Annotated in this window: 13 protein-coding genes and 1 pseudogene; 4 read left to right on the top strand and 10 right to left on the bottom strand. The window is 64.3% G+C overall.

Translation table 11 applies throughout. From position 1 onward, the window contains the following. Window positions 1–893, bottom strand: a pseudogene (locus VGE27_RS14910) (carbohydrate binding family 9 domain-containing protein); the annotation flags it as partial. Between the two features lie 148 nt (window positions 894–1,041). On the opposite strand from VGE27_RS14910, the gene VGE27_RS14905 reads away from it, so the two are divergent. Then, on the top strand, window positions 1,042–2,682 hold the full coding sequence (locus tag VGE27_RS14905; protein WP_331050464.1) for a choice-of-anchor I family protein: 1,641 nt from the start codon (window positions 1,042–1,044) through the stop codon (window positions 2,680–2,682). Here VGE27_RS14905 and VGE27_RS14900 read toward each other — a convergent pair. Then, window positions 2,599–4,740, bottom strand: coding sequence for a HAMP domain-containing methyl-accepting chemotaxis protein (locus VGE27_RS14900; RefSeq protein WP_331050463.1), 2,142 nt, complete (start codon window positions 4,738–4,740; stop codon window positions 2,599–2,601). The two genes, VGE27_RS14905 and VGE27_RS14900, sit on opposite strands and share 84 nt — an antisense overlap. A gap of 88 nt (window positions 4,741–4,828) precedes the next feature. Then, complete coding sequence (locus VGE27_RS14895) at window positions 4,829–5,446, bottom strand: SRPBCC family protein (RefSeq protein WP_331050462.1); 618 nt, start codon at window positions 5,444–5,446, stop codon at window positions 4,829–4,831. Between the two features lie 263 nt (window positions 5,447–5,709). Here VGE27_RS14895 and VGE27_RS14890 point away from each other — a divergent pair, with 263 nt between their 5' ends. Both VGE27_RS14890 and VGE27_RS14885 read left to right on the top strand, forming a co-directional pair. Continuing rightward, window positions 5,710–7,098: an alginate export family protein gene (locus VGE27_RS14890; RefSeq protein WP_331050461.1), complete on the top strand. Its 1,389-nt coding sequence runs from the start codon at window positions 5,710–5,712 to the stop codon at window positions 7,096–7,098. Window positions 7,099–7,131: 33 nt separating this feature from the next. Next, window positions 7,132–9,165 (top strand): HAMP domain-containing methyl-accepting chemotaxis protein, encoded by a 2,034-nt coding sequence (locus VGE27_RS14885; RefSeq protein WP_331050460.1) that lies wholly within the window; start codon window positions 7,132–7,134, stop codon window positions 9,163–9,165. Window positions 9,166–9,257: 92 nt separating this feature from the next. On the opposite strand, the gene VGE27_RS14880 is transcribed toward VGE27_RS14885, so the two are convergent. Next, window positions 9,258–10,112, bottom strand: coding sequence for a helix-turn-helix domain-containing protein (locus VGE27_RS14880; protein WP_331050459.1), 855 nt, complete (start codon window positions 10,110–10,112; stop codon window positions 9,258–9,260). A 103-nt stretch (window positions 10,113–10,215) separates the two neighbouring features. Between VGE27_RS14880 and VGE27_RS14875 the strand changes: the two genes are divergently transcribed. After that, window positions 10,216–10,713 (top strand): DUF6265 family protein, encoded by a 498-nt coding sequence (locus VGE27_RS14875; protein ID WP_331050458.1) that lies wholly within the window; start codon window positions 10,216–10,218, stop codon window positions 10,711–10,713. A gap of 22 nt (window positions 10,714–10,735) precedes the next feature. On the opposite strand, the gene VGE27_RS14870 is transcribed toward VGE27_RS14875, so the two are convergent. The 6 genes from VGE27_RS14870 to VGE27_RS14845 form a co-directional block, all read right to left on the bottom strand. Further along, complete coding sequence (locus VGE27_RS14870) at window positions 10,736–11,239, bottom strand: nuclear transport factor 2 family protein (RefSeq protein WP_331050457.1); 504 nt, start codon at window positions 11,237–11,239, stop codon at window positions 10,736–10,738. An 11-nt stretch (window positions 11,240–11,250) separates the two neighbouring features. Next, entirely contained in the window at window positions 11,251–11,625 is a 375-nt protein-coding gene (gene copC, locus VGE27_RS14865) for a copper homeostasis periplasmic binding protein CopC (RefSeq protein ID WP_331050456.1), read from the bottom strand. 85 nt (window positions 11,626–11,710) lie between these two features. Next, window positions 11,711–12,823, bottom strand: coding sequence for a M56 family metallopeptidase (locus VGE27_RS14860; RefSeq protein ID WP_331050455.1), 1,113 nt, complete (start codon window positions 12,821–12,823; stop codon window positions 11,711–11,713). Then, the gene (locus VGE27_RS14855) at window positions 12,774–13,226 is read right to left on the bottom strand and encodes a BlaI/MecI/CopY family transcriptional regulator (protein WP_331050454.1); all 453 of its coding nucleotides are present in this window, start codon (window positions 13,224–13,226) and stop codon (window positions 12,774–12,776) included. The genes VGE27_RS14860 and VGE27_RS14855 overlap by 50 nt, the downstream gene beginning before the upstream one ends. Continuing rightward, the gene (locus VGE27_RS14850; RefSeq protein ID WP_331050453.1) at window positions 13,223–14,662 is read right to left on the bottom strand and encodes a copper oxidase; all 1,440 of its coding nucleotides are present in this window, start codon (window positions 14,660–14,662) and stop codon (window positions 13,223–13,225) included. Before VGE27_RS14850 ends, VGE27_RS14855 begins: the two co-directional genes overlap by 4 nt. Then, window positions 14,659–15,100: TolC family protein (locus tag VGE27_RS14845; RefSeq protein ID WP_331050452.1), on the bottom strand; the 442-nt coding region annotated here is incomplete at its 5' end. The genes VGE27_RS14850 and VGE27_RS14845, both read right to left, overlap by 4 nt.

The raw sequence follows: 15,100 nt of genomic DNA, 5'->3' as shown, positions 1-15,100 counted from the left end.
TACGGCGTGATCGTCTGGATGCGCCGCGACGGCACATCGAGCGACGTCAGCGTACCGGCGAGGGAGAGTCGGTACAGGTTGAACTGGCGCGGAATGAACGACCAGTAGAGCTCTTCGTTCTTGCGACGAATGCTGCGCGAGACATTGAGGCCCCACGTCTGATCGTCGCTGCCGGCCTGAAAGCGCAGCGTGGAGAACGGAATGCGGAACTCGGCCGTCCAGCCCAGTGAGTCGATGACGGTGGCCACCGTCCAACTCGCGTCCCAGTTCACATTGAAGCCGCCCATCGCGCCGGCCTGCATGCGATTCTGGCCGGCCACCGAGGCACCACCACCTTCACCCTCACGGATCACCTGACCGTCGTATTCCACGCCGGCCGGTGTCGTCGCAAACACAAAACCGTTCTGCCGGTCGTGGTAGGTATCGAAGATGAAGGCGATGTGATCGCTGTTGCTGAGCTGCACGTCGCGGATCTTTTCGCCCGGCACGATCAGGTTCGGCTCGCGGTCGTACATGCGCGCTCCGATGTACAAATACTTCCCGTCGGTGGCGAGCCGGATCTCGGTGCGCTCGGAGGCCGGCACCCCTTCATTCAGTTCGCGCTGCACGAACTCGGTGATGGGTGTGCCTTCCTTCCACATCGCCTCATCGAGACGCCCGTCGATGGTGGGCGCGGTGGTCACCCGAATGGCGGTGGTGCTGGGGCGCGGACGTGCGCGCGCGGCCCGGGCGAAAGAATCGGCCACTGCCGCATCGAGTCGCGGCGGAGTGGGAGGGGCACCGCCGCCCGCCTGGGCGGAAGCGCGATGGGAGAACACAACAGACGCGACGAGACCGAGCACACCAAGGGCACCGGTCAGGGACACCGGCGCGGTGCGGAACGACGGAAGCATGGAGGGGAGAGGAGGGGGGCGTGGAGGGAATGCCGCGGGCAATCTAACGCGCCCTGACCGTGACGCATCCGTGATGCTACGGTGATGTCTCGTTCGCCGGGACGTGACCGGGGCCGGGGATTCTTGACGATTCCCTTCACCCCTCTCCATGACTTTGGTAACGATCTCCCGCACGGCTACCGCCCCGCGTCGCACCTCCCTTCGCCGCACCCTGTTGGCCACGACCCTGCTGCCGCTGTCCATCGCGGTGGCTTGCTCGGACAACGACAACGTCGGCCCTGAAACGCCGGCACCCGAGCCGACGCCCAACAGCCTCACGCTCGAACGCATCGGCAGCTTCACCGGCGGTGGTGTCGGAGCGGCCGAAATCACCGCGTTCGACTCGGCCAGCAAGCGCCTCTTCGTGGTGAACGGCGCCCTGGGTTCGGTGGACGTGCTCGATCTCTCCAATCCGGCACTGCCCACCCGCGCAGGCACGATCAGCGTGTCGGCCTTCGGCGCCGCCGCCAACAGTGTCGCCACGTTTGGCGGCTATGTGGCCGTCGCCGTGGAAGCCAACGTCAAGACGGATAACGGTCGCGTGGTCTTCTATCGCGCGTCAGACCTGCAGGCGGTGTCCAATGTGACCGTCGGCGCGCTGCCGGACATGGTGACGTTCTCGCCGAGCGGTCGGTACGTGCTGGTGGCCAACGAAGGTGAACCGTCGGCCACCTATGCCGTGGACCCGGAAGGCTCGGTCAGCATCATCGACGTGGCGAACATCAGCACGCCGATCGTGCGCACGGCAGGCTTTGCGGCGTACAACGGACAGGAGGCCGCACTGCGCGCCAGTGGCGTGCGCATCTACGGCCCCAACGCGACGGCGGCCAAGGACTTCGAGCCGGAGTACATCACGGTCTCGGCGGACAGCCGTACCGCCTGGGTCACCCTGCAGGAGAACAACGCCATCGCGACCGTCGACATCGCCGCTGGTACGGTGACGGCCGTGCGCGCACTGGGCTACAAGGACCATTCGCGCGCCGGCAATGGCATCGATGCCAGCGACCGTGACAACGCGCTGAACATCCGCACGTGGCCGGTGCGTGGCATGTATCAGCCGGACGCGATCGCCTCGTACGTAGTGGCCGGCCAGCACTACCTGGTCACAGCCAACGAAGGCGATGCCCGCGACTGGCCGCCGGGACTGCAGGAAGAAGCCCGCGTATCGACGCTCGATCTCAATCCGGCGATCTTCACCGACGCCGTGTGCGGTGGTCCGTGCAAGGATGCGGCGCGCCTTGGTCGTCTCACGGTGACGACCATGCTCGGTCGCAATGCCACCACCAATCAGTTCGACACGTTGTACGCCCTGGGTGGCCGCTCCTTCTCCATCTGGAATGCGACCACGGGCCAGCAGGTGTGGGATTCCGGCGATCAGCTCGAGCAGCGCACCTCGGCACTGCCCAATGTGGCATTCAATGCCAGCAACGAAGGCAACGCTGCCGATGATCGCAGCGACAACAAGGGCCCGGAACCGGAAGGTGTGGCACTCGGCACCTTCGGCTCCAAGACCTTTGCGTTCATCGGACTCGAGCGCGTGGGCGGTGTGATGGTATACGACATCACCTCACCCACGTCGCCGAACTTTGTCACCTATATCAACCCGCGTTCGGGTGCGACCGGTGACCTGGGCCCCGAAGGCATCGCCTTCATCTCCGCCAAGGCGTCACCCAACGGCAAGCCACTCCTCATCGTGGGCAACGAAATCAGCGGCACCACGGCCGTGTACCAGATCAACCTGACGTACTGAGCGACGACGTGAACTCCGGGTGCCACGCGATGACGTGGCACCCGAGAGTTCGAAGCTGCCCACCAGGTCATTGAGGGTCATGGCCTGTCCGGCGAGTTCTTCCGACGCACTCGCCGATTCTTCGGCATTGGCCGCCACCTGCTGCGTGACGGCATTGAGCTGATCCACGGCCGCATTGATCTGGTGCACCGCACCCGCCTGCTGGGTGCTGGATGCACTGAGCGAGCTGACCAGCGTCGTGACTTCGTTCACGTCACGGTCGATCTCTCCCAGACGCTCCACGACTTCGGCGTTGTACGCAACACCCTGACTGGCCGTCGTCACCGACTGCTCGATCAGCGCCGCCGTGTTTCGCGCGGCTTCGGCGCTGCGGATGGCGAGACTGCGCACTTCCTCGGCCACCACGGCAAAGCCGCGACCGGCATCTCCGGCACGCGCGGCCTCTACGGCGGCGTTGAGTGCCAGCAGGTTGGTCTGGAACGCGATCTCGTCGATCGTCTTCACGATCTTGGCCGTCTGGTCGCTCGAGAGTTTGATCTGCTCGATGGCCGTGGACAGGCGCTGCATGCTCTCTTGCCCCTGCACGACGCGCGCCCGGGTTTTTTCTGCTGTCGCCTGTGCCGTGCGAGCCGATGCAGCAGACTGCGTCGCACTGGCCGCCATCTCCTGCAGGCTGCTCGAGACCTCTTCGAGCGAGGCCGCCTGTTCGGACGATCCCTGGGCCAGCCCCTGGCTGCCGGTGGCGATCTGTTCGCCGGCCGACGACACCTGCTCAGCGGCGGCCTGCACCTGCAGCATCGCGGCATCGAGCGTGGTGGCCGCGACGTTGATGGACTCCTTGATGCGTTCGAAATCGCCAGCATAAGTGCCCGTCACACGCGCGCGCAGATCACGATCGGCCACGCGGGCCAGCACGTCAGACGCTTCGTTGATGGGAGCGACCACCGCATCGAGCAGTTCGTTGATCCCCTGCACGAGCTGACTGTATGCGCCCTTGAATCGCGACGTCTCTCCCCGCTGTGACAAGGTGCCGCTGCGGGCGGCGCTCACCAGCGAGTCCGTCTCACCAATGATATGCTGCACCGTGCTGCGCAGGTCCACGAACGCCAGTCCCAACGTGTCGCGGTCGGAACGTGCGGTCACCTGCACCGACATGTCGCCGCTGCTGATCGCCTGCGCCGCACCGGCCAGCGCCTGCTGCGCTTCCACCATCTTCTTCATCGACGCGGCCAGCTGACCGGTCTCATCGCGCGTGGTGATGTCGATCTGCTGCCGTGTGTCACCCAGTGCCAGCCCATCGGCCACCGTGCGCAGGCGTGACAGCGCGCCCACGATCGGACGCGTGATACCAACTGCGGCCGCGCCAGCCAAGCCAAGCGCCAGCGTCACCATGAGCAGCAGGTTGCGGATGGAACGCGACACAGTGACCGCACTGGAGTCGACGGTCGCGCGCATCAATTGCAGCTTGGACTCCTGCAGCGAGTCCAGCACCGCATCTATGGAGTCGGCCTGAGCCCGAATGCCATCGAGACGGGCGCGTCCTTCTTCGGCATTGCCAGCACGGGCCAGTTCGACGATGGCGTCCTGCTGCGGGCGCAGTGTGCGATAGCGCTCGAGCAACCGCGTCGCCTGCTGTTTCTGTTCGTCGCGCACGATATGGGCGCGATAGGCCTCGAACTCGGCCAGGAATGTGGAATCGTAGACGCGAATATCAGCGGCACGCTTTGCGATGCGCTCGGCGTCGCCATCGAGCAGGGCGTTCCGTACGGCGCGCGAGATGCGCAGCACCTGCACATTGGCTTCCTTGAGACGCAACGCGGGCATGGCGTGCTTGGTCTGCATGGTACCCATCAGACCATCAATCGCGTGCGCGGTGCGGATACCTTCGTAACCAACGGCGGCCAACAGAATGGCCAGCAGACCGAAACCGACAGTCAGCTTGCGACCAATCGGCAAGTTGGTGAACCACTGCATGAGATACTCCCCCAACACATTGCCTGGATGCCGGGAGTATCGACCTGCCTCGATCGGTTCGGGATCCCGCAGCCCAGGCGGCATGTGTGTCGGTTCGACCGACGACACATGCCTCATTGGGAAATATCGGGTCCGGCGGCAGGGACTTTAGGCCCATGCGCCGGCTGTGACACTACGGAGCTGGCGGACCCACCACGGGGGTGGCGGCAGGCGCGGCGGTCGAATCGACAGCCGGCGCAGCGGCAGGCGCTGTCGCTGCCGGCGCACTCTCGGCGGTGGCCTTGAGCTGCTGCAACCCCTTCTCGAAGTCGGGGCCGATCATCTTGTCCATGCTGGTCACGGTCATCATGAGCTTCGTCATGAAGGTGGCCGGACCTTCCATCAACCAGCGCACGTTCGTGCCACCGTCCTTCGGCGTCAGCGAGAACGTGGTGACATTGTGGCCTTCGATGGGCTTGAGGAAGTCGAGCTTCACGCCCACCGACGTACCCGGTGTGGAAGACGTGATCTCCATGCGGCCGGCACCCACCGACGAGTTGCCCGTCCATTCATAGACGGCTCCGACGCCCGACGGTGGTCCGGAGTAGGTCACAGTCATCGCCGTGTCGAGCTTGGCCCACGGCGACCAGGCTTCCCAGGCATGGAAGTCGTTGATCAATGCGTGCACGCGCTCGGGCGGCGCGGCAATATCAATGCTCCGCTCCACCGAGAAGCTATCCGGCTTGGTACTCGCATAGCCGAGCAGCACGACCACCAGCAACAGCACAACGAGCAGCACCTTGCGGATCATGACTCCTCCTGGAGAGAGCCTGGTGTGATACAACCGCCCGGGGTGTAATGCCGGACGACAACAATTGGCGCGAAAAAACTTAGCACTCAACCTTTGTTCGCGAGTCCCGATACTGGAACATGACGACACCACGTTCGGTGTCCATGCATTGCTCTCTGCCCCGAACCATGCCGACTCGTCTCGACCTGGTCCGGTGGCCGTGTGCTCTGTTGTTGGTCGTGGCGGTGCCGGCGCTGGCACAGTCTTCCCAAGCGCCGACAGCAGTGTCTTCACGATCCACCGAGCCAGCTACCAATATCTCCGCTGCGGCGGTCGTCCCGGGCGATACGCCGGCGCCCATCGTTCCCACGCCCGTTTCGCGTGAAGTGCGCAAGACGCGCTGGGATGAAACCTTCAAGAACATGCCGATCGCCGGGCATTACCCGGTCCGGCTGACCATTTCCGGCCAGGCGCGTTGGCGCGAGGAGTTCTTCCGGGCCTTCAACGTCGGGGCCATCGATGATGACCATGGCCAGTCGCGCCTGCTACTGAGCGCTGACCTCGTAGCCGGCAACACCAAGCGGTGGTTCGGCCGGGTGTTCGCGGAGGGGCGTGATGCGCAAAGCTACGGGCGCACGCTGCCTGGCGGTGCACGTCCGACGGACGCAGACCGGCACGACATTCAGAACCTTTATGTGGATGCCGGTTTCGGAAAGTCGTTCGTGCGTGTCGGCCGTCAGGAGATCGCGCTCAATCGCGAACGTCTGATCGGTGTACCGGACTGGGCGAACACCCGTCGCGGCTCGCAAGGCGCGCGTCTGCAACTGGTGCGTGGTGCGTTCGCCTTTGAAGCCATCGATGCACGTCCAATGGTGGTACGTCAGTCGGCCTCCAACCGCCCCGACAGCAACGCCCGATTGCACACGCTCTCATTCGGCAGTGCGGCCGGCGCGAAGCCATTGCTGCGTGGGCTGCCGGCCACGTGGCAGGGGTATTGGTATGAACAGCGTATCCGCAGCAATCCGTCGGCGCCGCTCACACGGCGGCTCACGACGGGCGGTCGCGCGCAATGGCAATGGGGGACCGCGGCCAATGCCGCACATGGACGCTCACTCGAATTCGAGGGCGCACACCAGAGTGGTCGTGCCGGGGCGAATGTGATTGATGGCTGGTTCTGGATTGGCGAAGGACAATGGCAATGGAAACGCCTCAGCGGCAAACCCGCGCTTGCGGTGGGCGTCGAGGAGGCGAGTGGAGAACGGCCCGGAACCACGGGACGCATTGAAGCCTTTGCCGTGTTGTATCCCGCTGCACACGCGCATGGCGGCTATGCCGATGTGATTGGACGGCCGAACGTGCGCGAACTGCACGCGATCGGCACCTGGGATCCATTCACGTCGTTGAACCTTCGTGGAGCGGCCTATCGGTTCGACCGATTGCGTCTCGACGATGGCATCTACACCAAGCAGAACTCGGTCTTCCGGTCCGCAGGGAACTCGCGCGCACGACATGCTGCCGACGAGTACGACCTGACCGGCACCTGGAAGGCCACGACACACTGGCGCCTGATTTTTGGCGGCGCCCTCGTGGTGCCCGGCGCGTTTCTTCGCGAGACGCCCGGCAGTGCTCGCACGGAGCGGTGGGGCTTCGTGGGCACGACGTTTTCGTTCTGAGCGTTTCCGCTCGTCTTTTACATAGAGATTTCCATGCGTCGCTGGACCGTTCGCAACCGGCTCATCGCCGGTTTCGGCTTGCTGTTGCTGCTGCTGGGCCTGACGGGCACCATCGCCACGGTGCGCGTGCAGTCGCTCCGCCACACCGTCGACATCGCCACCCGTGAAGTGGCGGTGAAAGGCCTCGCGGCCAACTCCCTGATCGATGCCGTGAATGAAGCGGCCCGGTTCAAGCTCGCTCTGTTCGCGGCCACGTCGGCCGACCTGATCGAACAGTCGAGCGCCGGGGTCGCGAACTCGCGTGAACGCATCAACCGCGCCTACGCCGTACTCGATTCGCTCGCCACCGATTCGCTCCGCGGTGACACGGCCATGGTCACGCAGATCCGCAAGATCAAGGACCTGCGCGTGGTGCACGCTGCGGCCTTCGATTCCGCGGCCGCGGTGCGCAAGGCGGGCAACATCGAGCAGGCGGAAGTGCTGCTCACGTCGTCCGTGCTGCCGTCGCTGCGTTCGTACATCGAGTCGATCGATTCACTCGTGTCCACGCAGAATCAGGCCCTGGCGACCGAAGCGAAGGTGGCCGAGGAACAGGCCATTCGCGGCATCGTCTTGATCGTGGGACTGTGCCTCACGGCCCTCATCCTCGGCCTCGTGGTGGCACGCGGCATTTATACGAGCATCACGCAGCCACTGGCCCAACTCACCGGCGTAGCCAATCAGCTGGCCGAAGGCGACTGCGAGGTGGCCTTTGACGATCAGAATGCAAAGGACGAAGTGGCCGACCTCGCCCGGGCCATGCAGCGCATGGCACGCGCCGACGCCGACCTCGCCCAAGTTGCCCATCGACTGGCATCGGGTGACGTCACCGTGGCCGTGACGGTGCGCGGTCAGCGGGACGTGCTGGGTGCGGCGATGCTGCGCCTCAAGGGCACGCTGGTCGCGCTCGAGGCGGAAACCAGCAAGCTCACGACCGCCGCCATCGACGGTCGCCTCGGTGACCGCGCGCAGGTGGCCTCCTTCGAGGGTGCGTTCCGGGATCTCGTGGGTGGTCTCAATGCCATTCTCGACAACCTGCTTGCCCCGGTCAACGAAGCCCGCACCACGCTCGAGCGCCTTGCCGCCCGCGATCTGTCAGCGCGCATGAGCACCGAATGGCATGGTGATCACGCGGTGCTGGCCCACGCGCTCAACACGGCCGCCGAGGCACTCAATCGCACGCTGTCGGAAGTGGCGGCGTCGGCCGACCAGGTCAACAGTGCCGCGCTGCAGATTGCCGATGGCAGCCAAGGTTTGGCCCGGAGCGCCTCTGAACAGGCCGCGTCACTGGAAGAAGTAGCGGCCGGCCTGCAGGAAGTGGGATCGGTGACACGTCAGAACGCCGAACATGCGTCGGAAGCGCGAGAACTCAGCGCGCAGGCGCAGCAGAGCTCTACGCGTGGCGTGCAGGAAATGCAACGGCTCTCCGACGCCATCCTGCGCATCAAGCAGTCGAGCGACAGCACGGCCAAGATCATCAAGACGATCGACGAGATCGCGTTCCAGACCAACCTGCTGGCGCTCAATGCGGCCGTGGAAGCAGCACGTGCCGGCGACGCCGGGCGTGGCTTTGCCGTGGTGGCCGAGGAAGTGCGCGGTCTGGCACTGCGCAGTGCGGAAGCCGCGAGGCAGACGGCAGAACTCATCGAGCAGTCGGTCAACACGGCCAACGAAGGCGTGACGCTCAATGCGGCGGTCCTCGAGCAACTCACCGATATCGACCAGCGTGTCAGCCGGGTTGGCACCGTGATGGCCGATGTGGCTTCCGCGAGCCAACAGCAGCGAGACGGTATCACGGCCATTGGCCGCGCCGTCGACCTGATGAACGGTGTCACCCAGCAGGTGGCGGCCAACGCCGAAGAATCGGCCAGTGCCGCCGAGGAGCTGGCGGGTCAGGCCACGACGATGAACGGACTCGTGAACGAGTTCACTCTGTCGTCCTCCGGTCCGGTGCGCAGCAACGGCACACGCGCCAACCGGCCGCCGATGTTGAGCGGTCAGCGTGGTGGCCTGCGCCGCAGCGCATAGATCTGAACGAAGTCTCGAAGCAGGACCGGGAGAACGATGTACCCCGGTCTGCCTCGCATTGAATACCAGGATGGCAGACCGCCATCCACATGTCATTGATGAGGAATGAACAATGCGGTGAACGCCGGCAGCGCCGAAAGGAACGTTGCCGGCGGCTCACCGACAAACGCACGAAAATCGCGTACGAGGTGCGACTCGTCGCAGTAGCCACTGTCGGCAGCCACCTGCGCCAGTGTGCTTGGCTCACGGCGCCACGCCGAACACACCCGATGAAATCGCACGATACGTGCGAACAACTTGGGCGAGACGCCCAGTTGCGCCTGAAAGCGGCGTTGCAGCGTGCGCAGCGCGACCTGGTTGTGGTCCGCGAGCGATTCAATGCTGGCCGCGCCGCCGGAAGCCCGCAGCGCCTGCACACATGCCGTCACGACCTCATCGGCGCGCGGGGCCATTCGGACGTGTTGCGCGAGCCAGTCCGTGATCACCTGTTCACGACCGCCATCATCGAGAGGCGCGAGTTGGTTCCACAGCTGCTGCACACTGCGCATCGTGTCTTTCGAAGAATGCGCATCGATCCAGTCGTCGGTCGGCGGCGCATGCGGCGCTGTCAGAGACCAAGCGCCGTACGCCTCGAACCGCACCGCAACCAGATCGACCTTACCGGTCGGTCGTACATCGAAGGGTCGGGTGATCTGTCCCACCAGAAAGGCGCGCGGCTGGGTGCGAACAGTGCCGTCCGCTGCGTGGTGCTCGAACGGATCTCCGAAGTTCAGCAGCAGCTCCGGACACCCGTCAGGCAGTGCAGGCTCGGGAGCCAGTTGTTCGGACGGCGGCGACCCTGTAGCCATATGCGGTGGCGTGTGAGGCGCTTCACGCAGGCGCCATCCACACACCGCCAGGCCGTTGGAGCATGCCACAGCAGACCATTCGTGATAGATCATCGTCATGAAATCGACTCTTCAGCGCAGCCTGTCGCAATTGTCCAAGGACAGCGCTCCGCTCCAGGCTACGATAGGGGATCCTCTTCGTGGCTCCCCGCATCTCACGCCCATGTCCCGACTTTTCCGCACGATCCTGGCCGGCGGCACACTACTGCTCAGCGTTTCGCATTCAGCCGGCGCGCAAGCCGTAGTGACCACGTCGGAAATCGCCCGTCTGCAATGGCTTTCCGGGTGCTGGGCACAGCACGCACCAGGTCGAGTCACCGAGGAGCAGTGGATGGCGCCCCGCGGTGGCACGATGGTCGGCATAAGCCGAACGGTCGTACGGGATACCACGCGCAGTTGGGAATTCCTGCGGATTGCCCACCACGGTGACCGCCTGGCTTACGTCGCAACGCCGAGTGGCCAGGCGGAGACTGTTTTTCCAGTGGTGTCGATCACCGATACGGTGGTCACCTTCGAGAACCCACAGCACGACTTTCCGCAGCGTATCAGCTACCGACGCATCCGAGCCGACTCCGTGGTGGCGATGATCTCCGGAACGGTGAACGGTCGCACACGCGGATCGAGCTTTCCGATGGTCCGCACCCGGTGCACCGGTACCTGAACGCTTTCTTCGCGGGCTGCTGTCACCGACCGTTGGACGGTGGCATCGGCGGATCGGACGGTCTTCGGGCGCGCGATGCGGTGTGCGTATGACGCACCACCCATCGCGCGCCACGTTTTTCAAGAATCACGGTGCCACGCCCGAAGTTGTCGATCGACCGCCCATTCATCTGCGCACTCAACGCGTACTGCACCGTCGCCCAGGCCAGATTGCCGGAGACATGGGCCTGAATGGCGATCGGACGATAGCGGAACTCCTTCATCTCCTTGAGCTCGGGGCCGAGATGATTGTCCCGATAGTCGGTCCATCCATTGTTGACGCCTGCGCCTTCGAACACGGTCAGACTGTCGCCGGCATAGAGGGTATCCAGGGCCGCCATGTCGCCGCGTTCCGCTGCCGCAAAGGCGGCGCGAATGGTAGCCTCCACCTTTCGCGCTTCCGTCGGTGCCTGCGCTCGCCCCGGTACCGCCACCAGGATCATCGCGAGCATGCCGAAGATTGCCAACCGCTGTGAGAAGATTGCCATGATCGACGCCCTCACTTCACCGTGAACGTGACGGATCCGCCCATCGGATGCCCATCGTCACCCGCGACCTTGAATTGCACAGTGTAGCTGCCGGGTCCCAGAGGCTGGGTCACCGACGCCACCAGCGTCTCGGGGGCGGATTGGTCGGCGGTGATCCTGCTCAGAACGTCCATCTCTTTGCCGGCCTTCTGCAACGTCACCTTCGACAGGCCCAGTTCGACGGGTTCCGTGAAGGTCAGCCGGATTTCTGCTGGTGTACTGACCGTGGAACCGGCCGCCGGCAACGATGTTTTGAGTTTGGCGTGAGGCGTATTCATCGCCTCGGGAACGGCAGGGACGGTGGCCAACACGGCGCCCAGCCCGACCAGCGTGAGGAATCGCGTCATGCGGTGCTCCAGGAAGAGGGAAGGCAAACACCCGTCATCGGTGACCGGTGTTCATCGCGACATTTTACGATGCGTAAAATTTCATTCACAAAGAAGCCTGGAAATGGGGGCAGTCGGCTCCACCTCGCGGCAACCATGTGCCCGCGATACCCCAACGACAGAAGAGATGCCGATACGAGGTCAACCCTTCGTGCGCGCAGTGTCCCGCCGCTGGCTGCCCAACCGTGGGATGCAATGGCATTCCGTGAATGTCCACGATGCCGGAAGCCACCGTGATGCACAACGCCGCCAGCGCTCCCAGCATCGCGCGCGTGGTCAGACGCGACCGCGGGGCAAAGCCTTCGCCGGCCAGCCGACGAACCCGTCGATCGAGAATCCCGCCGCGCACAAAGCCAACAACATCTCCGGCAATCCGGGTGTGCGGTGGCGCAATACGCCACGCACCAAGTTTGACGAGCGCACCGGCCAGTGTCAGAGGATCCGTACGACGACTGGCAGCATCGTCGGCGTGGATCTCCGCCTCGTCTGCAATATCCTCGGCAATCGCACCGATGGCCGGAATCCAGAACAGAGTGCGGGACAGCGCTCGCAACAGCGCAAAACGCAGTGGGTCACGCCGCCTGACATGCTCCGCCTCGTGGGCCAGGACAGCCACGACCTCCTCGTCGGACAGCGCGTTGGCTCCGTCGAGCAGAGACTGCGCCAGGTAGACACGCGGTCGCCACCACCCAGTGGTGAACGCCGGCATGGGCAGCCCTTCGACAACCCGGACACGCGTTGGATCCAATCCCGCACGCACGATCTGTCGATGCACATCGGCCGAGGCGGGAACACTCGACAGCTGCCGCAGCAGGATGTTGCCCTTCCATGCCAACTGCAGCCGCTCCCCGATCGCCATCAGGGCTCCACCACCGACAAGCACATGCAGCAGGGCGTGAACCGGCGCCATCAATTCGTGCAGCGCGATGAGGCACAACACACCGAGGTGATCGATCCCCGACAAGGGCCGGTCCACGACCACGAGTACATGTCGTCCGACAACGGGCGCGAGACTGAGCAGCAAGATTGCCGCCAAGGCAAGAATCAGGCTCCGCCGATATCGCGCTTCCGTTGCGATGGTTCCCGCGCGCAGCCAGTAGCGGGGCGTTTCACTTTCCACGTCGCCGCCGGGCTTCTTCCACGAGACGCGCCAGTTCATCGAGCTGCGCCGGATCCCGCTCGGCGAGCACATCGACGATCGAAGCCGCCATGCGACTGGGCGCGAAGTCCACGACGCCTTCCGCAAGGCGGCGCGACGCAAATGCCTGGAACTCTTCCGGCCCCATCAGCGCTCCGTAGTGATAGAGATCATCCACCTTGCGCCGCGAAAGAATACGTTTCGCGACCAGCTTGTTGAGTACCGTGATCACGGTGAGCAGTGCGACTTCGTGGGATCGGATCACCTCCGCGTGCACCGCCCGCGATGGCGAAGGCAGACCGAGTCGCCACACCGATTCGAGCACCCGTGCCTCGAGATCTCCGAGAATCTTGCCAAGCCCCCGAGCGCCCAGTCGTACCGTTTCCTGAAGTTTCGGGGTCGTGGCACTGCGCTTGCGCGTCATGGTGAAGAGATTCCTGGGTGACGATGAATCGTGGCCGGCCGAGACACGGCATGCACATCGATGCCGTCCGCCGAAAGTTCATCGTCCGACGCCGCGCTGGCGAGGGTACCTGGGGGCGCCTCCCACCAGCTCGCTTCATCTCCCGGCTGCAGGCGCTCACGCACCTTCATGACCGTGAACATGCCGCCCATGTCGATAGGTCCGTGAGGTCCCGGCGCCCCCAGCATGGGGATGCTGTTCTTCGGCAGCGGCATTCCCATCTCTCCCATCTCGGCCATGCCACTCGTGGCCATCGTCATGTACCGCGGCAGCAGCGGTTGCACGGCCCGGTCGATGATCGCCGGATCGACCCCCAGCACATTGACGCCTGAATGCCCCATCTGCGTCATCGTGTGATGCGTCATGTGGCAATGCAGCGCCCAGTCGCCGGGATTGTCGGCGACGAACTCCAGCGTGCGGGTGTTGCCGACCGGGACGAGTTGTGTCACCTCCGGCCAACGGGCTGACTCCGGAATGTCGCCACCATCGGTCCCCACGAGTGTCCAGGCGTGCCCATGGATGTGGATCGAGTGATGACTCATGGGACTCAGATTTCCCAGGCGAATCCGTACACGATCGTTTTGCTGCACCATGAGAGGTGCCGTGCCCGGGAAGGCCTTGCCGTTGAATGTCAGGACATTGAATTCCACCATCTCGTTCGGATCAGGGCGCTTCGTGCCTGGCACCACCCGCCATTCACTGGAGAGCAGTACGAAGTCCTTGTCCGGCCGACGTCCGCTCGCGGCTCGTGGATGCACCACGAACATGCCCATCATGCCGAGCGCGATCTGCGTCATCTCGTCACGGTGAGAGTGGTACATGAAGGTGCCGTGCTGCCTAAGCGTGAACTCGTATTTGAACGTGGCGCCGGGGGGAATCGGGGCCTGACTCAGACCGGACACACCATCCATTCCGGAGGGCAGCAGAATACCATGCCAGTGCACGCTCGTAGCTGCGGGCAGACGATTGGTCACGTAGATCCTGACACGATCTCCTTCGACGGCTTCGATGGTCGGCCCGCTGGTACGGCCATTGTACCCCCAGCACTCGGCCTGCAATCCCGGCGCAAATTCATGCGCCACCGATTCAGCGACGAGGTGGAAGATCTTGACGCCCTTGACGACACGAAACGGCAATGTGGTCCCGTTTGGTGTGATCACGGGGGTGTAGTCCCGACCAGGCAAACCGGGCCGCTGCGCAGGCGCATCCGTCAGAGTGGCCGTTGCCGAGGGGAGCGGGCGCGTGTCTACGGGTGTGGTGTGTCTGACATGCTCCTGCCCCGCCACCGTCGTTCGACTCCACGCGCCGGCCACCACGGCCAGTCCCGCAGCCACGGCAGAACGGCGATCGATCGATGCGGAATCGGCGGACTGTGGGTTCCGCTCTTCAGTGCTCATCGCAGTCTGGTTCCCACCGCCCGCTCCAGTTCCGCGCGCGCAATCCAGTAGTCCCGAAGCGCATCGACGTATTCCTGTCCAGCAGCAATTTCAGCCTGCCTGGCCTGCAACAGTCCGAAGACGCCAACCGCCATCGCGTTGTACTGCAGACCGGTTTCATCGACCATGCGTCGTCGCAACGGCAGGATGCTGTCGCGATACAGGATCGAACGATCCCGTGCTGCCGCGAGCAGTCCGTATCCTGACCGCACCTCGGTGCGCATGGCCACCGTCAGCGCATGCTGACGGGCGATCGCCTGACGCAACTCGCTTTCGGCTCGGCCCACGCGCGCCTGACCGCGGTCGAAGAGCGGCACGGTGAGTCCGAGTCCCGTGGTGGATGACACACGCCCGTCTTCCCATCCACCTTCGACGCCCAACGTGCCGTCGACCAGCAAC

The organism is Gemmatimonas sp. (genome assembly GCF_036405635.1).
In the GTDB taxonomy this organism is placed as follows: domain Bacteria; phylum Gemmatimonadota; class Gemmatimonadetes; order Gemmatimonadales; family Gemmatimonadaceae; genus Gemmatimonas.
This window is presented reverse-complemented; position numbering and strand designations above follow the sequence as displayed.